At 58.6% G+C, this 17574-nt stretch carries 20 protein-coding genes; all 20 read left to right on the top strand.

Going from position 1 to position 17574, the window contains the following annotated elements:
- The first annotated feature begins 125 nt into the window (after window positions 1–125).
- Window positions 126–575 carry a hypothetical protein gene (locus BRAS3843_RS00175; protein ID WP_008966636.1) on the top strand — a complete coding sequence of 150 codons (450 nt, stop codon included), beginning with the start codon at window positions 126–128 and terminating at the stop codon, window positions 573–575.
- Window positions 576–586: 11 nt separating this feature from the next.
- Complete coding sequence (locus BRAS3843_RS40385) at window positions 587–2038, top strand: hypothetical protein (protein WP_008966637.1); 1452 nt, start codon at window positions 587–589, stop codon at window positions 2036–2038.
- 55 nt (window positions 2039–2093) lie between these two features.
- Entirely contained in the window at window positions 2094–3761 is a 1668-nt protein-coding gene (locus BRAS3843_RS00180; protein ID WP_008966638.1) for a hypothetical protein, read from the top strand.
- Window positions 3754–4053 (top strand): hypothetical protein, encoded by a 300-nt coding sequence (locus BRAS3843_RS00185; RefSeq protein ID WP_008966639.1) that lies wholly within the window; start codon window positions 3754–3756, stop codon window positions 4051–4053. The genes BRAS3843_RS00180 and BRAS3843_RS00185 overlap by 8 nt, the downstream gene beginning before the upstream one ends.
- A 365-nt stretch (window positions 4054–4418) precedes the next feature.
- The gene (locus BRAS3843_RS00190) at window positions 4419–4949 is read left to right on the top strand and encodes a hypothetical protein (RefSeq protein WP_139024676.1); all 531 of its coding nucleotides are present in this window, start codon (window positions 4419–4421) and stop codon (window positions 4947–4949) included.
- 30 nt (window positions 4950–4979) lie between these two features.
- Complete coding sequence (locus BRAS3843_RS00195; RefSeq protein WP_008966641.1) at window positions 4980–5426, top strand: hypothetical protein; 447 nt, start codon at window positions 4980–4982, stop codon at window positions 5424–5426.
- Window positions 5427–6549: 1123 nt separating this feature from the next.
- Entirely contained in the window at window positions 6550–7380 is an 831-nt protein-coding gene (locus BRAS3843_RS00210) for a hypothetical protein (protein WP_008966645.1), read from the top strand.
- 358 nt (window positions 7381–7738) lie between these two features.
- Complete coding sequence (locus BRAS3843_RS00215) at window positions 7739–8587, top strand: hypothetical protein (protein WP_139024677.1); 849 nt, start codon at window positions 7739–7741, stop codon at window positions 8585–8587.
- A gap of 12 nt (window positions 8588–8599) precedes the next feature.
- On the top strand, window positions 8600–9715 hold the full coding sequence (locus tag BRAS3843_RS39225) for a M23 family metallopeptidase (RefSeq protein WP_008966647.1): 1116 nt from the start codon (window positions 8600–8602) through the stop codon (window positions 9713–9715).
- Between the two features lie 165 nt (window positions 9716–9880).
- Window positions 9881–10450 carry a hypothetical protein gene (locus tag BRAS3843_RS00220; RefSeq protein WP_008966648.1) on the top strand — a complete coding sequence of 190 codons (570 nt, stop codon included), beginning with the start codon at window positions 9881–9883 and terminating at the stop codon, window positions 10448–10450.
- 309 nt (window positions 10451–10759) lie between these two features.
- The gene (locus BRAS3843_RS00225) at window positions 10760–11275 is read left to right on the top strand and encodes a hypothetical protein (RefSeq protein ID WP_139024678.1); all 516 of its coding nucleotides are present in this window, start codon (window positions 10760–10762) and stop codon (window positions 11273–11275) included.
- The gene (locus tag BRAS3843_RS40390) at window positions 11275–12441 is read left to right on the top strand and encodes a hypothetical protein (RefSeq protein ID WP_083841280.1); all 1167 of its coding nucleotides are present in this window, start codon (window positions 11275–11277) and stop codon (window positions 12439–12441) included. Before BRAS3843_RS00225 ends, BRAS3843_RS40390 begins: the two co-directional genes overlap by 1 nt.
- 465 nt (window positions 12442–12906) lie before the next feature.
- Window positions 12907–13869, top strand: a complete 963-nt coding sequence (locus BRAS3843_RS00230) for a DUF5309 domain-containing protein (RefSeq protein WP_008966651.1) — start codon at window positions 12907–12909, stop codon at window positions 13867–13869.
- 70 nt (window positions 13870–13939) lie between these two features.
- A complete protein-coding gene (locus tag BRAS3843_RS00235; RefSeq protein WP_008966652.1) occupies window positions 13940–14302 on the top strand; it encodes a hypothetical protein in 363 nt (120 codons plus the stop codon).
- A 1-nt stretch (window position 14303) separates the two neighbouring features.
- On the top strand, window positions 14304–14615 hold the full coding sequence (locus BRAS3843_RS00240) for a hypothetical protein (protein ID WP_008966653.1): 312 nt from the start codon (window positions 14304–14306) through the stop codon (window positions 14613–14615).
- Window positions 14615–14947: a hypothetical protein gene (locus tag BRAS3843_RS00245; RefSeq protein ID WP_008966654.1), complete on the top strand. Its 333-nt coding sequence runs from the start codon at window positions 14615–14617 to the stop codon at window positions 14945–14947. The genes BRAS3843_RS00240 and BRAS3843_RS00245 overlap by 1 nt, the downstream gene beginning before the upstream one ends.
- The gene (locus BRAS3843_RS00250; protein WP_008966655.1) at window positions 14944–15597 is read left to right on the top strand and encodes a hypothetical protein; all 654 of its coding nucleotides are present in this window, start codon (window positions 14944–14946) and stop codon (window positions 15595–15597) included. Before BRAS3843_RS00245 ends, BRAS3843_RS00250 begins: the two co-directional genes overlap by 4 nt.
- Before the next feature lie 12 nt (window positions 15598–15609).
- A complete protein-coding gene (locus BRAS3843_RS00255) occupies window positions 15610–16041 on the top strand; it encodes a hypothetical protein (protein ID WP_008966656.1) in 432 nt (143 codons plus the stop codon).
- A gap of 1 nt (window position 16042) precedes the next feature.
- Window positions 16043–16963 carry a hypothetical protein gene (locus BRAS3843_RS41195; RefSeq protein WP_008966657.1) on the top strand — a complete coding sequence of 307 codons (921 nt, stop codon included), beginning with the start codon at window positions 16043–16045 and terminating at the stop codon, window positions 16961–16963.
- A complete protein-coding gene (locus BRAS3843_RS41200; RefSeq protein WP_008966658.1) occupies window positions 16963–17568 on the top strand; it encodes a hypothetical protein in 606 nt (201 codons plus the stop codon). Before BRAS3843_RS41195 ends, BRAS3843_RS41200 begins: the two co-directional genes overlap by 1 nt.
- Window positions 17569–17574 lie beyond the last annotated feature (6 nt).

Consider the following 17574-nt stretch of genomic DNA (forward strand, 5'->3'; position numbering starts at 1 on the left):
CTCGGGGCGCATATTGACATTGTTCCCTTTTTGTTCTAATAGTATCAGAGGTTGAAAGCATATCTTGCCCCACGTCTCGCGCATGGCGAGCGCTCTCCTGTTCAAGCTGTTGAGGATTACCACAAATGCTGAACCGCTCGGGGCTTCGCATCGCGGGCCTGCTTGCTATTTCGGGCGTACTCTCCGGATGTTCGTTCCTGTCCTGGCCCTATCCGCGGCTGATCGAACATATGGAAGGATTAGGCACAGGGCGGATCGCCGACTACGTCCGCCGGGAGATGAGCGGGCGTGACGAAGACCAGATCACGGCCGACATTACCAAGTTCCTCGCAAGCTCGATTCCTAAGAAGGTGATCTCACGCCAGGACGCTGAATCGCTTGGGCTGCAATGCGCGCCGGCACCAAGCACGCAATGTTCGTACTCCGGCGAGTTTTGGTATCGTTACGAAAATATTCCGTCACAAACGCGCGCTTACGGAAAGAGATTCATCAAGAGCATCGAGGTTCGGCTCTCCTATCTGAGGCCAAGAGAATTTGTCGTTTACGTGCATGAGCATGTGATCTCCGAGGAATGAGCGGGTGAAGCATGGCGGAAGGTCAATACAGAATTCTGAAGGCTCAACTTCCGCTCCTGGGCGGCGTAGCTGGCCACAACTTTCTCGTTCTGGTCGATCCAAATGGCCGCGTCGTTGACGAGCTGAATGGCCTCGCAACGGATGTGAATGGAAACGTGAAGCCGATCGGAAATATGCCGTCCGATACATTGAAGGTTCATCCCGGCAGACGCTTCTATAAGCCTGAATTGCGTCAAGCAGAGATGGTCTCCGGCGATCAGGCCGCAGTCATGAATTTGTGGAATGCTGCCAAGACTGCTGGCGATAAAATCAATGATCTGGAGCTTCACTACCCTTTCATGGGGTTGGGACGGAATAGCAATTCAGTATTGAGTACCTTGATCGGCGCGACGGGCTTGGTTGAACCGCCCTTAGCGGACGGCGCACCCATTATGCCTGGCGCGGGGAGCATGTTGCTCGACCCCGAAGCGGTTCAGGAAATTCAACGTCAGTACCAACTTGAAGTCCCGCACCCAGACGGCGCTCAGGATTCGACCGCGCCTTCGCAAAACCCCGAACAGATTGGACAGCAGAATCAACGGAGGCAGTTGAGCGGGGCAAAACGGTCGTTGAGGCCACCGCCAGCTCCGCCGGGACTTGGGACGACATCGCCGTCACGCAACCGATCTCCCGCAGCGGCGGCAAAGCTTCCGAGCATGACAGCTCCCGATGCAAGAGGGGGAAATTCGATCGACGGCACTGCCGGCCGGGCACCCTCGGCGCCGCCTCTCCGTTCTGGTGCGAACGCGCCTCGTGGCCGGACCTTGGAGGCGGACCCGATCCTGTCGCCCCTGCACTTCGCGCCAGAGGCGCCGCAAAATCCCGTTCCGTTCACGGTGCCGTTGGGGTCTGGCGTCTTCGCAGGTGGTGTGGGACCCGCTGCTGACGGAACGATTGCCGAGGTTCGAGCCAACGCGCCGAGCTTCCTGGCACCGGCCGCGGGTGTATCAAGCACGTCTGAGTCCATGAGACCATCTGCCATGCGTGGAGATGGGTTCGCCAGGATCGGTGATCGCCGTGGTGTCGGTGATGGGTGGAAGGGTCTCGTTTCGTCGCCTTTGAACGGCGCGACGGCGCCTGGCAGATTGAGCTCTTCCACTCTCGACACAGTCCCGAATGATCAAGACCAGCCTCGATGGCAGGCCGGCGCCTTGCCTGGGATTGTCGGAGGCAAGCCATTCTTTTCATCCGTGCCACATGCGCTTGAGGCACTGGTTGCGCCAGACGGGAGCGGCCGCGCACTGGCTCCGACGCCTGACCCAGTCGCGGTGCCAGCTCAAGCTGCGCCTGGCGGTATTTTGGGGATGTTGATCGACGCCGGCCATATCGATCCGGAGAATCCAGATCGGCCGGCTGCGGCTGGGCTGCTCGGTCTGATTCAGGACTACCTGCGCGGAAATGCGATCGATCGCCAGAATCGCTGACGGGCCCGCGAGCGCAGCGCTACGTTTTCCCTTTCTCGTTTCGAAGGTAGTGACTATGCCTATTTCATTGCCGTCGGCGCCGCTTCAGCCGGCGCCGGCTCCGATCACCCACGACGTCACCATCGTCACCACCCGCAAATTCGCCCAGGCGCGGGTGATGGGCGTGCCGCCGGAGGAGTTTGGGATCGAGCGCGGTGCGCGCTCGATCCGCGACTGCAACTATTGCTTCCACGAGGTCGTGACCAAGACCGAGGCGCAGCTGATCGCAGAGGGCTTCGACGCCGGGCAGATCAGATCACTCGGCGAATACACCGGAACGACCGAGATCGAGACGCTCGCTCGCGATACGGTCGAAGAGCATCTTCGTTCGTCGTCGAGCGCCGCGAACGCGGCGGCGCGTCTCGTGCGCATCACCGAACATTACGTCCGGATGGACTACGAGGGTGAGGGCAGGCCGTGCCTGTATCAGGTGATCACCGGCGGCGACCAGGGCGAGATCCTGCGCAAGGACGGCAAGGAGTGCATCACCCCGTTTGACGCCATTCCGTTCGCGGCGACCACGCCGGTGCCGATGACGCATCGCTTCTTCGGCCGCTCGATCGCCGATCTCGTGATGCCGCTGCAGCGGGAGAAAACCGCGCTCAAGCGCGGTGCGCTCGACAACCTCTATTTGCACAACAATCCTCGCGTCGAGGTGGCGGAGGCCAATGCGGGGCCGAACACGCTCGACGATCTCCTGGTGTCACGGCCCGGCGGCGTGGTGCGCACCAAGACCGCGGGCGGGCTGAACTGGCAGGTGGTACCCGATATCACCACATCGATCTACCCGATGCTGCAATATATCGATGCCGAGCTTGAGACGCGCACGGGCCTGTCGAAGCAAGCCCAAGGCATCGACGCGAACGCGCTGCAGAACCAGTCGGCAACCGCCGTGGCGCAGGTGTTCTCGGCCTCGCAAATGCGGATCAAGCTGATCGCGCGGATCATGGCGGAGGGGGTTCGCGACATCTTTGCGCTGCTGCATGCCACGATCCGCAAGCATGGCCAGCAGCGGCAGACCGTGCGGCTGCGCAACGCCTGGATCAGCGTCGATCCGCGCGGCTGGAAGACGCGCGATGACATGACCATCAATGTCGGCCTGGGTTCAGGTGGAAAGGCCCAGCAATTCGCCCAGACCATGGCGATCGCGAACGTGCAGAAGGAGCTGGCTATTGCCGGCAAAGTCAACCTGGTCAGCGATCGCGAGCTCTATAACACTGCAGCCGAGTTGACCCGCATCATGGGGCACAAGAATCCCAATCGCTTCTTCAACGATCCCACTGCGGTCAATCCGCAAACCGGCCAGCTCTTGAATCCGCCACCGGCACCACCACAGCCGCCGCCCGACCCAAAGCTCCTGGCGGCACAGGCGAGGCTGCAGACCGAGCAGGCGATCTCAGCTCAGAAGGCGCAACTCGCACAGCAGCAGGCGCATAACGACATGATCCACCAGCAGATCAAGATGCAGGCCGAGATCGAGCTCGCCAAGATCAAGGCCGGTCTGGACGCCAAGATTGCGCTGCTCGACGCCCATTTGAAGACCATTGCGGAGGCGCAAAGCCGCGAACACGCCCAGGCCGAACACGAGATGGCGCTCGCGGAGTCTGCGCTTGACGCAGCCGCCAAAGCGGGCAGCTACGCCAACCGCCAGTCGCGCAACACGACGGAGCAGTCCAATGGCTGATGAATGGAGGCTGCAGCAGACTGCAGCGAAGGCCGTCCGCGCGCAAGCGTTGCTGGACGACGAGCTGCTGTCGGAAGCTTTTTCAGCGCTTGAGGCGAGCTACACCTCCGCCTGGCGGCAGACCGTCATTGATGATGTAGCGGGCCGCGAAAAACTCTTCCTCGCCATCAACGTCGTGGGGAAAGTGCGCGACCATCTTTCTGCAGTGGTCGCCAACGGCAAGCTGGCGCAGGCCGAGCTTAAGGAGCTTGCCGAAATAGCGGAGCGCAAGAAGCGGTTCGGGATTCTGTGACATCGGTGCGAGGGGCGTTGGCAGGTGCAATCCGAAGGTGTATTGACGTGTTTTTTGTTCTCTAGGGCTGGCGGATGCCTTTACTCGTTGAGAGTGGCTGTCTTGGGAGAGGCCTCAGATCGAAAGACGCTCCGCGACTATTCAACAATCGATACGGATCGTTGGAGGACGCGCTCTTGGAAGTCTGCTCGCTTACGTCGTCGCGATCGTTCGCGAACAGACGAGATGTCCTGACTTGATGGCCGAAGGTAACAATGACCGTAGAACCTGCTCTGCCCGGGCTAAGCAAAGATACCTTGAGGTCGAAACGACCAAGACTAAGCTACATTGTTGCGGCTGTCGCGCTTATCGGCTGGATCGGATCCGTGACGATGCAATTCGCTTTGCCGCACCTGTCAGAATGGCTCGGCTGGATCTATTTGATAGGTATCGCGATCTTATTTGCCCTGCTCATTCGTGCAGCAATCGGGCGCCGTTGGCAAGATTCGGCGATCTTTGCGGTGATCTGGTGCGTCGTTCTTTTTCCGCTCTACGCGCCAATCACGGCTTCGTGGATGCGAGTTGAAGCCTTTCGCGCCCACGTGTCGCCCATTGCGAGCTATTTGTCGCAATGCAAATTGATCGATTTCGTCGCAGGCAATGCGAAACAAAAGCTTGGGCGATGTGAAAATCTTGGCACGGGTGGCGAAGAGGTCTTGGAGATCTTCTATGACACGACTGGACTGATCGTAGCTCCTCCTGCGCAGCGGACACCCGAATGGAGAGCAGCTATGGGGCACTTCTCGCCTACTGCCGTTCACCTCGAAGGTGAGGGGCGTGCCCGCCGTCTCTTTGGAGACTTTTATGAGATCGCGCTGTTTCCGCACGACTATGATGGCAGCAATGATGATTTTTGAACAATGTGGTCGTAAACCAGGAAAGTGAAGATGGCTGACGCAAACTTTTATGTCGGTTCGGAGAAGGAGAAAACTTTCACCGGGTACGTTCCAGCCAAGTTCTTGATCCGTAACGGCGCTTATGTGGTTGATCCGACGCCAGGCGGCTCGCAAAATGCGTATCTGTATTCCGATGCTCAAGGCTCTTACAAGACCGATGGACGTCGAGCCAATCCAAACAACTATCTGATTGTCCCTGCAAATTATGATGAGGATCAAGCCAAGGCATTTGCTAGCAGAGTGGCTCAGTCGATCAACCGTGTGTATCCTGAAGATGAAATGGGCGGAGCAGGCTTGCATGACGCGTTGGCCCAAATGACCGCCGCTTTCCTGCCTGGTGGATCTCAGGATCTTCAGCGGCATCCGCAATGGGGCATTCCTAAGGGATCGTTGTCCCAGCCTTTGTCGGAAGTGCATCCAACCACCTTGGATTTGTGACCGCAGCCGCCGGCTTGCCGATGGATTGGGCAGAGCTCGGCGGTGGTGTTGCAAATGGGGCCAATGCTGCGCTTCAGCTCTTGAACCGACTTCGGGGTAAAGGATCTGACGCCATCGACACCGGCGGACCTTATTGGCTCTCGAAGCAAAATCACGCAAATTTAGCCGATGGCTATGCCGCTGGTCTTGCTTCAATGAGGCTGCCCGCTCCTTTCAATGACTACGGCTATGGAACGCAGTCGGGGGGCGCATCTGCTCAAATCGGAGCTGGCGGCGGCATCTCACCGTTCAGCGACGTCCTAACCGGCATCAATCCAGACGAGGCCGCGCCGCCAATATGGCCACCGCAACAGATCAAGCCGGTTCGATATCTGAGCACGCGGTTGCGATACTGAGCAGACCTGTGCGTGCGGCCGATACGCTACGGCATTCGCCTGGCGGCGGACCGTCATTGATGATGTAGCGGGCCGCGAAAAACTCTTCCTAGCCATCAACGTCGTCGGGAAAGTGCGCGACCATCTTTCTGCACTGGTCCCCGACGGCAAGCTGGCGCAGGCCCAGCTGAAGGAGCTTGCCGACCTAACGGAGCGCAAGAAGCGGTTCGGGATTCGGTGACATCGGTAAGGGGCCTTGGTAGATGCAATCCGAAGATGTGTTGACGTGTTCGCTGTTTGTTCTATAGTGGGCATTGGCGGGATAGGCGCATTTTGCTTGCCGCCGACGTTGGCCATTTGCTCGAGATGGAAGTTACCAGGAGTTCGTCGTGCATGTCTGAGCCCGGGGAGGCGCTAGAGTTCTCACAGCAGCGCAGATCGATCGTCGTAGCTTGGGCGTTCTATTCACTGGTGCTGGCGTCCGTGCTGCAATACTACGTATCACTATTCTTCGCTTATTTGTTTTGGTCCGCGCACCGCTGGCCCGGATTGTTTGCTTTCGTCAGCAACGTCCTGCTCATTCTATCAGATCCATACCCCACCCGGTCCGTGTTGAAGCGCTGCCGGTGCTGTTGCCGGTATCCGCGATTTGGAGTTGATCTCGATGTTGAGGGCTATTGATGTCGGGAGCGGTCTATTCTTGTCCAGGCGAGAAGCCGGCGAGCATATCTATTGTCAGGCGGCGGAGGATGCTTGGTAGCCTCGGCGCATTGGCCTCTTCAACGTGCTGGCTATTCGCCGTCACGGCGTTGGTTCTTTTCGTTTCGGACGAGAGCCGCGCGCAAGAGCGAGTTTCCGACAAAGAGATCTACCATCTCGCCGTGGATTATTGCCGGGGACCCCTCCCGCGTCCCATGGCGCTGAGTGCGGTCCAAATGCTCGTATGTTTCGACGGGTGGATCGATGATGGCATGGATCTGTCGTCGGTGCGCGGCCTGAAAGACCATGGTCTCTTTGTTGTCAGAAGCTTAGGCGGGCATGCTGAGACCGCCATCACCTTGTCGAACCTGCTTCGCGACCGCCACGCTACCGTTGTCGTTTACGACTACTGCATGGCCGCCTGCGCAGATTTTCTCTTCGTGGCGTCAGACCACTCATATGTCCTCGCAGACGCTCTGGTGGCGTGGCGCGATCCGCTAGCGGGTCTGGCCGGTTGTACGTCGTTGAAGGCGCCGCGCGAGGATGGTCCCAAAAGAGTCGAGAGTGTTCCCTGTCCCGGCGCGACCTCAGCGGAGCTGCACAAGTACGACGCGGCAGTATCAGCAGTGGACCGCTTCTATTCAGAGCGAGTAGCTGATCCGAAACTTGAACGGCCGCCAATTGGCTTCGATATCAGAAGGTCGGTTGTTCAATTGTTTCGCGAAACCGGCGTTTATCCGAACGTCACGTGGACCCTGAGTCCCAGATATCGCGGGGCATTCAGGACGAATATTTTTTATGAAGCTTATCCAAAGAGCCAGGAGGAAGTCGACGCGATAGCCGCGCGGCTGCACCTTGGAAGAGTGATCTATGATCCCTAAACAGCTGATTCTGTACCCGAAGAGCGCGAACTCAAGTCGCGCCCGCGAGGGAAGGGTCTATTTCGTGTTCAAGCGGGAGGGGTGAACTCGTATGCGATCAGGAGATATCGTTTCTTTGCTGGCACGACGCCGAGCATCGAGGAGCACGATACGCAAACTGCTCGACTGTATGCTGGTATGCCTGGCCAGCATTTTCGTAACTGGACTAGCATCGAACATCTCTAGGGCGGCAGAGGCGCCGATTGAGCTGAAGATCGTTTGGAGCGCACCTTTGCCGGGTATTCCTCGCCTCTGTTACGACAAGGTGCCGGCGATCATTTACACGAGGTACGATCTCGCACGGAAAACGACTTCAATCGTGAAACGTGAATTGAATGGCGAGGAGCGTATCCTTGGGGAATTTCCCGGAAGTCCCAACGAGAGATCATTGTCCTGCTCGCAGGATGGCCAGACGATTGCTGCGCTCGACGCGCAGAATTCGACGCTTTTTCTGATGCGAGGCGCTGAAACTGCGCTTTACCGGTTCTCTCGCTTTTGGGCCTTTTCGAACGTAGGCCGCTATTCGTTCCTGAGCCCCGACGGAAAAAGCATCACCCTGGCCGAGACGCCGAGCCTGATCAGCGGGGCCAACCTTCTGCGCGACATCACGATCTTCCCAAACGGAACTAGCAATGTCTTTTTCATGAATGACTATCTGTATGTGGACCTGCAGGAAGGCATGCAAAAATATGCTGCTGCCGATGGTGGTTGGGCAGAGCGGGTGGCGAAATTCAAGCGGCCTACCGGTTTTGATGCCAGCGAGATCATCAGATGTGGCGGGCACGATGTGGTGTCGTTGGTCGGTAGCGAATCGTCCCGCTACATGGTGATTGCCGATGTGCCGGGTTCGCAGGACTGGCTGGGACAGACTGGGATCCGTAAGCTCTTTCGGAAGCACAATACGCCCGTTTTGATCAGCGGTGGCTACGGGACGTGCGGATTTCCGCTGCTTGATCACAAGCGGTGGAACGCAACCATTGGGCTGGCGAGTCTCGATGCGAGCGGCGTTCAGACGTACTCGCTTCCGTATCCAGAGATCAGGTTGATCAACGACGATATCTCTTTCAGCAAGGATGGATGTTTCGTTTTGATTCAAGGGTTTTGGCTAGGCCAGCAGGGGCCGGACAACACGCATCTGCTTGCGGTCCAGTCTCAGCGTTGCCAGTGATCGGAGACGACGATGCCGCGATATGAGTACCCAGGTTACAAATCGTCCGGTGAGGGATGGCTTGATGCGCGTCCGGGAACGAAAGGAGGCTATCACGGGGGAACCGACAGTCCGGCCCGCGCTGGAACGCCGGTCTATGCCGAGCACGGCGGCAAAGTGTTCCGGAGCGGTCCCATTAATGGCTACGGCATGTCCGTCATCGTTAAATCGATCGCCCCAGATGGGACGCCGTTCTACGAACTTTATGGTCACCTTGGTCCCGGCCCGCTTCCAGATCCAGGGGGTGAGATCGCGGCCGGGCAGCCCATACCAGGCGCCGTGATCGGGGAAACAGGATATGTAAACAAGATGGGCGGCATTTCCACTGGCCCTCATTTGCACCGCGAGATCATCTCCGGCAAGGTCCGGCTCAATGAGAAAGGCGGGCTCGGACTATATTCCAGCGAGGTTAAACACAGGGCGGATCCGGATACGTTCGATATCAATCATCCGGTGTTTCCGTACGAGAATGACGAGCCGCTTCCGCCGCTCGTTCCCCCAACGCGATCAAGACTTCTCATCACGCCGCGGCAGTCGGCACCGCTGACGCGTCCGACGGATAGACCCAATGCGAATTCTCCGCCAACGAACAATCCGCCTCCATCGCAGTTCTCGCCTAGCGTGCCGATTCCCGGTGCTGCTGGTCCGACATCGATCGGCGGTCCAAACGGACCGATGCCGGTGGTGCCGCCGGTGTCATTGCCCCCGCAACTACCGCTCCGGTTGATACCACGCTCTGAAAAGATGCTGCCAGAGCAGCACCTGAATTCGACGCTGACTCAATATTTCAGATTGTTTGCGTCGGGAAGCCCTTCGCCCTCTGATATCTCGACGGCTTTGCAGGGGACGTACGCTCCGTTAGGCAATATGTCTGTTGGTTCGGAAGGATTGCCGCGCCCGTCCAGGCCGGGGATGTTTACCGATACGATGACGGACGCCGGCAGCGATGATATCTGGGCTGGAAGCGGAGGTCTACCTGGTCTGCTTGCGCGGGTCACGGAACAGGATGCACCCAATCCGTTCGGGCGGGAACTGCCCGAGGACTCTATCCCCGTGCGACGACTTATCAGTCGACTTGCTCAATATTGAGAGTTGAAAAATGGCTGATGAATCGACAACAAGCATTGCCGCGTCGGGCAAATCATCTGCATACTGCGACCATCACACCAATTCGAAAGCCTACAGCCCGCGCCCGAAGCTTCGCGTAGCGCGTTGTCTCTGGAGAGGTTCTCGCGCGCTGCAGGGGAAGGCAATATGACCTTATTCCGGCTTATTTCGATCGCCATACCCCTTCTTGACGTCTATGGCGGGATGTTCTGTTACTTTTTTGCGCCGGCCGCCCTCACGTGGCTGTTCTTCGCTAGTCTTCTATTCGTGGTTCCACTCGCTTGCTTGTCGATCGAGGCGCTCTTCTGCAGATACAGAAAGTGGAGCACGGCTTTCGCGCTGACATGGTTGCTGCTTGTCCTCCCCTTCGCGGGCGTTCCCGAGACGCGTGAATGGCTCAGGACGCTTGGCTTCTACGCGCGGACGCAGCTGGTTTCTGACTATATGTCGCAGTGCCGGCTCTCTGAATTCATCGAGAGCGGCGTCACACAGACTGCCGGCTTCTGCGAAGGCTTCGATCGTGGCGATTATTTCGACTACGTGGTATACGACACAAGTGGCGAATTCATCCTGCCTGCTTCCAGGCGGACATCAGAGTGGAAAAAGGTGATGTCCGCCGCGACAGCGGAGGCTACCGTGGAGCGCGATCGGACGGCCTATCACCTGTTCGGCAACTACTATGCCGTCGTCGCTAGTTTTTTCGACGGGAAGGGCTGAGTTTGGTAACAAGACTTCCGTGCTCGCAACGGAAATTCTTGTAAGTTGCCAATTGCATCTCTTGATAGACTTTGAGCCCACAATCTTGGAGTTCGAAGTGTCAGATCGAAAATTTTACTCAGCTGCTGAATACAAAAGGTAGGCAGGCAATATCATCGGTTATGCGCCTTCAAGATTCCTCGATCGAAAATGGGTTGTACGTAGTCGATCCGTACCGAGATGGCTGGCAGTCAGATTGCGAAGCGTTCAAGGCGAGCATGTTCTTGAGTGTGGAGCACTCGGTGCCACCGGTGGAATAGGAACCAGAACATGTTTGAACCGCGCTGGCGATTGCCAGATGAAAGTCCGAGCATTGTTGAAGCTGGCGGCGAGACTGGGGCGCCGATCGATGTGGTGATTGAGGAGCCTCGCGACCGCGCTCGTCCTCTATTTCGGGTGCTGATGTCAATGCAACTTTTCACATCGGCTTCAATCGCGCTGCAATTGGGAAGCGGAGGTCTCGCTGTGTTCGGGTGGATCGAGGCGGTTAATTTCCTAGCTTTGTTGGGGCCTATCATCCTGTTGCTTCTGGCGAGACGGTCTCATGTGTTGATGCGCCTTCTTGCTTTCATGATCGTACCCATCTTCCTCGGGCGGCTCTATTATGGCCCGCTTTATTTGAGCAAAACTGGGTATCCCCAGATGGGGGATTGGGCTCTCTGGATAAATTTCTTTTTTGGATATGCTTCGCTCTGTTTCCTGGTTCTGTGGTCGACAGTGCGCTTATTCAGTTCATTTGCTTATTTTGCTCGCGCCGCAATTGCGCGAAGCCGAAAGGGATCTTGATGGCAACGATTACGATCGTCGTCGGCACGAGGGGCTTTCCCACGCACGCCGCGCTGCAATTGAATGAGGGGGGATCAACGACCTACTACGGCTTCGGCCCTGCGATGCAATCGCCGATATGGCATGGCCAATACGATGTCACGCCGCCGTTGCCAAAAGGGACGTCTCCAGTTGGGTACTCGGGGAACCCGCGCCGTGAGTTTGAATTCGTTGATTCCAACCACTACAAGGTAAATTCCTATACGATAGAAGTGCCGCAAGGGATGGTTGAAGGAATTCGTGATAGGCTCGCGGCTGCCTCGCTTGACTATCAAAGCCGTTACCCAAATTACAATTTTTTCACCGACCGGATTTGTACCGACTACGTGCTTCATCTCGTTCAGGCAGCGATGCCTGGATCTGACCTATCATACTTGTCCCGTTTGCCGTCTATCCTGGATCGCCAATTGGCGGATATCGCCGCGAGTGGAGACGGAAAGTACCATGTCCCGCTTTCACCGCCAGATGGCAATGGTGCCCTGGAAATCGACACTGGGCTGGCCGGCCTTAGTCGGGACGCCGACCCTCCCCAATTTGCCGCTCCATCGGAAAGGGTAGTGCCCTGGCAAGAACCGATCGTGCGAGATTCGGCGCGGACCGCAGGCGTTCCAAGTCGATATAACGTCTTTGAGTATGGTTATCCCGATCCGAATGCTCCGTCGTTGCGGCCAGCCCCATCTTCAGCTCCGGCGTTCGAGCCTGATGCAGTCTATTCGCCAGACGGCAATTTTATTGGTAATTTTCCGAGCGTCGCGTCCACTCCAGAACGGCGTTCGTACTTAAACGCTCCAGCCGCAACCGACGGAAAATTGGCGCGCACAAATCAGGCCAACGCAACTATTGGCTTTGCTGACTATGGGGCATTTCCGTCTGTTCCTGTCTCCGCGTATATTCCAAGCAACTATGCGCCAAATGTTCTGGACACGAGCGTTCCAGTCAGAGGTGGTCCACCAGCCAACGACTTGGTGCGCGGCGCGTTCCGATTGGGGCGCCAAGTGCCGCCGGGTGGACTGCTTGGTCTTCTAGATTCCGTATCGTGGACTGATCCTTCAGATCCCGTCCTGCCTACGCCATCTCAAGAGAATGTACCGGAACGGCGGCTTATTGGTCGGCTTGTATGGCCGTGAGGCCAGTCGAATCGCAAAGACCGGAATTCGAGACCGCGGTGCGTTTCGGTGATGCTGATCGGCGACCGATTCGATGAGTTCAACAACAGGCGTTGACACGTCGGGCAAATCACCTGCATACTTCCAACATCGAAAGAATTCAGAAGCCCGCGTCGAAAACCGAGTGCGGGCTTTTTCGTGAAGTACTGCTAGCTTTATGCTGGCTTGCTGTAAGCCGCTCTCGGTGGCAACCAGCGCTTATAAACCTCACGATCAACGCCGACCCCGATCACGAGACGGGCGCCCCGGCGAAGGCGTCTCGCCACGGCCGAACCGGATACGCTCCGCGCCATCGGACCGCCGAGACTTAACGAGCAACATTCAGTGTTCCCGGTAACGGGACAGCCTCACGCCAGGCCGCGGCCGCGCTTTGACGTTGCGCGACGCGGATCTTTTGGCGTCCATCACCTATTTTAAGGAACATCCATGACTACACCGGCTTCAACCTTTGTGACCTATCAGGCCGTCGGCAACCGCGAAGATCTCAGCGATATGATCTATCGCATCGATCCGGTCGATACGCCCTTTATGAGCGGCGTCGACAAGGAGAAGGCGACCGCGATCAACCACGAATGGCAGACCCAGGCGCTGGCGGCGCCCGATAACACCAATGCCCAGCTCGAAGGTGACGATCCCAACACCAACGCGACGACGCCGACCGTTCGTCTCGGCAATCAGTGCCAGATCTCCTATAAGGTCGCGCGCGTCTCCGGCACGCAGCAGGCGGTCGATCATGCCGGCCGGGACAACGAACTCGCGTATCAGGAAATGCTGAAGGGCCTCGAGCTCAAGCGCGACCTCGAGATGATCCTGTGCGGGACCAACCAGTCCAAGGTCGTCGGCAACACGACGACGCCGCGAAAGACGGCATCGGTGTTGTCCTGGATCTTCTCCAACACCTCGAAGGGCTCCGCCGGGGGCGCGGCCGATCCGACGGCTGCGGACGGGACATCCACCCGGACCGACGGCACCCAGATCGCCTTCACCGAAGCGCGGCTGAAGACTGTCCTCTCCTCGATTTGGACCAATGGCGGCAAACCCGGCACGGTCCTGACCGGGGCGTTCAATAAGCAGGTGTTCTCGACCTTCACGGGCCGTTCCACTGCGATCGAGGAGGCCAAATCGAAAAAGATCGTCGCCTCGGTCGATGCGTATGAGTCCGACTTCGGCAAGCTCAAGGTTGTCGCCTCCCGTTTTCAGCGTCCCCGCGACGTGCTCGTGCTCGAGATGGACAAGTGGTCGGTCGCCTATCTTAACGGCCGCAACATGATCTCGATCCCGCTGGCCAAAACCGGCGACTCCGATCGGCGCCAGATCCTGGCCGAATACGCGCTGGTTGCTCGCAACGAAAAGGCGAGCGGTGGCGTGTTCGACAACACCACCTCTTGATTTCGGCGATCGCAAATCCCTGTCCAGGGCGGCCGATATGGCCGCCCGTTCTTTTGGAGAGATCATACCCATGCCGCTTCCTGGCAATCGAACCTTGAACACGGCCGATCTGACGGCCTATACGCCGTCCTGCGGCTCATCCCCTGTCGCGGCCTATGTTCGCGCACCGTTTCGCTGCCGTCTGCTCAAGGTGGCCGGCATTCTTGGTGGGGTAATCACCACCGCCGACGGAACAGTCACTGTCTCAGTCAACTCGGTCAATGTCGCGAGCTTCGCCGTCCCGCAATCCGGCTCGGCGGCGGGACAGCTGTTTTCCGTTGTGCCCGCATCGCCGACCTATCTCAACGAGGACGATGTGGTCGCACTGACGCCATCCGGCGCGTCGGGCGCTTCGGTGCCGATGCACTTCTCGCTCTCGGTCAAAGGAGCCTGAGATGTCATTTTTTCCGAAGCAGCCATCTTCACGTATCGGTACGACGCAGGTCATTGCATTCGACGGCAGTGTCGGTGCGACCAACAAATTCGGTTCGGCGACCTATCAAGTGCGCCTCAGCGCCAATGCGGCTTGCTGCTACCGGATCGGTGACGGCGCGCAGACCGCGACCGCAGCCGACGCCTTTCTTCCTGCCAATACGGTCGAATTCGTCACCGTGAGTCCCGGCCAGAACATCGCCGCGATCAAGGCGGCAACCAACGGACTTGTGACCGCTACTGCGGGCACGCTGTGGGTGACGGAGCTGTCGTGATGAGCGGGGTCCTCATTCGCCCTCATCTCGATAGCGACGGCAAGGGCCTTGCGATCGAGCATCTGCAGGATATCGCCCCGATCCTGGAATGGAACAAGGAAGCGCGCCGCGACGAGCAGCACGGGGATTGGGGACGGCATGTCGCGCGCATTCCGAACGTCATCTACGTCAGATGGTTGAACGAAGAGCATGCGCGGGGCAACACGGCCTTGCGCCTGTTCACGCCTGAGTTCGACCAGATCGTGCAGAAGAAGCTCAACGATCCAGACTGGGCCTATCTGCGCACAGACAGGCCGGCATTGCAGGCAGGCTGGAAGGCGGATTGCCCGTGACCCTCATCTCCGACTATGGATCACTGCAATCGGCGGTGACCGAATATCTTGCGCGCGATCAGGATGCCACGCTGATCGCGCGTGTTCCGAGCTTTGTTCAGCTCGCCGAAGCCAAGTTCAACCGCCAGCTGTTCGTACGCCAAATGGAACGGCGCTCGATTGCCGTCGTCGATCTGGCATCAGGCGAGCCAGAGTTCATCGCGCTTCCGTCGGATTTCCAGTCGATGCGCCGCATCAGATTGGCGAGCGTGGCCGGCAAGCCGTGCCTCGCATTCAAGTCCGGCATTCAGATGGATGAGTATCGGTTTGGGACTTCTGACACCGCCGCACAGCCGCGCTATTTTACCATATTCGGCAACGAGCTCGAACTCGCGCCGACGCCCGATGCCGCCTACACCGTCGAGATGGTGTACCGGCAGGCAATTCCACCGCTTGCAGCAAACAATACCAACTGGCTCTTGGCCATGGCGCCGGATCTCTATCTTTACGGGGCTCTGCTGGAGTCCGCGCCTTACATCAAGGAAGATGCGCGCATTCAGACCTGGGGGCTCGGTTTCACCAATGCGCTCTCCGAGATGAACAATCTCGGGCTGACGTCAACCTTCAATGCCGGTCCAATGGCGGTGCACATTTCTGGCCAGGTTTTCTAACGGGAATACACCATGGCAGCATTCAACAAGTTCAATTGCTTCGTGCAGGACGTCGCCAACGGTCTGCACAATATGAAGACAGGCACGCCGCATGTGTTCAAGGTCTATTTGACCAGCACGGCTCCGGTCGTGACCAATACCGTCTATAATACGCCGGCCGACCTGGCGGCTGCCAATGGCTATGCCGCAGGCGGCGCTTCCATCGGTACGATCACGGGTGCGCAAACCTCCGGCGTGTTCAAGTTCACCGCCGGCACCCAGCCATCCTGGACCGCTGCTGGCGGCTCGATCGGCCCGTTCGAATATGCCGTGTTGTACAATGCGACCTCAGCATCGCAGCCGCTGATCGGCTGGTGGGACTACGGAACGCCAATCACGTTGACCAACGGCAACACGTTCACGGTGAATACCGATCTGGTTAACGGCATCCTGACGATTACGTAACATGGCAGCATTCATCGACAATTGCGGGTTCGTGCCGACCGCGGGAGGCACGACCGACTGGACTTATGGCTCGACCGTCGGTGGCTACCAAAGCCCAAGCCAGGCCGGCGCAATCAACGGACAAACCTACGTGTTTCGCGCGCAGAGCGCCGATCTCACGCAATGGGAGATCGCAGCCGGCACCTATGCCTCGTCGACGGGCACGTTTGCGCGGACCACCGTGCTCTACACCTCGGCCGGGATGACCTCCAAGGTCAATTTTTCCGTTCCTCCGGCGCTGGTCGCGATCATTGCTGTCTCTCAGGACATCGCGCGAACGCTGCGCACTCGGACCGTGCTCACCAGCGGATCCGGGACCTACGCGACGCCGACAGGCTGCAGGACCATCAATGTCCGAATGATCGGTGGTGGCGCCGGCGGGGGCAACGGCGTCTCCGGCGCCGGTGGAAGCGGTGCGAGTTCGACCTTCAGCGGGACAGGAGTGTCCATGACCGCAAGCGGTGGCAACGGCGTGCCGCAACAAGGCGGCATCGGCGGTGGAGCGTCCGGCGGGGACATCAATATCCAGGGAGGCGGTGGTCAGGGCGGCTCTGGTGTATTTACCGGGACTAATAACCTGGCTGGAGGAAACGGAGGCTCTGGACCCTTCGGTGGCGCCGGCATTGGGCAATACAACGCCAATGGTGGCGCTGCAGCTGCCAACTCCGGTGCTGGTGGCGGTGGCGGAGGTATCACAGGCAGCAGCGGCGTACCTGGCGGTGGCGGCGGGGCCGGTGGCTATTGCGAGAAGCTCATCGTGTCCCCGGCGGCGAGCTACAGCTATGCAGTCGGCTCCGGCGGCTCAGCGTCTGCAAACAGCGGCGTGAACTTCGGCGGCGGCGCCGGTGGCGCCGGTATCATCATTATCGACGAGTACTATTGATGTCGCTCCTCGGCTTGGACGCAGTTGGCCGCCTCGCTGTCGGCCAGCTTCCTGCATCACGGGCGGCCGTATTATCGGCGCTGCCGGGAAGCTACGCCATCGGCGCGGTCGCGAGCAGCATGAGAATCGCGCAATCCGCAACTGCGAGCTCGTCCAGACTCAGCGGGAATGCTGTCGGATTTGCCATTGGGTTTCTGTCGTCTGGTCGTCCCTCCAATGTGTCGGGAGTCCCGGCCGCTTTTGCGATTCCGCTATTGGCTATCACAGGCGGCTATACAGCTGATTACAAGACAGCCGCCTTTGCGGTTGGGTATGCCGTCGGGTCCGCCAGTTATGTCCTTTCACCGTTGGTGTCGACGTCGGCTGTGTCGATCAACGCGAGTTCGGGAAATTGGACCGTGACAGGCCAACAGGTCGCGTTTGAGCGTGGCCATGAGGCTTGGTTTCCGCTGCCCTCCGAAGGAGCAGTGTGGGCCGGAGGTGTCATTCCCGAAAGCGGTTGGACATCGGCCGCAGTGCCTGTCGAGGGCTGGTCAGCGAACGCCGACAGCAATGGGACCTGGAGCAAAATGCCGGACCCCGCCGGCAGCTGGACCAAGAGCTAGCACAAG

Origin of the sequence: Bradyrhizobium sp. STM 3843 (genome assembly GCF_000239815.1) — a bacterium.
Lineage (GTDB): Bacteria > Pseudomonadota > Alphaproteobacteria > Rhizobiales > Xanthobacteraceae > Bradyrhizobium.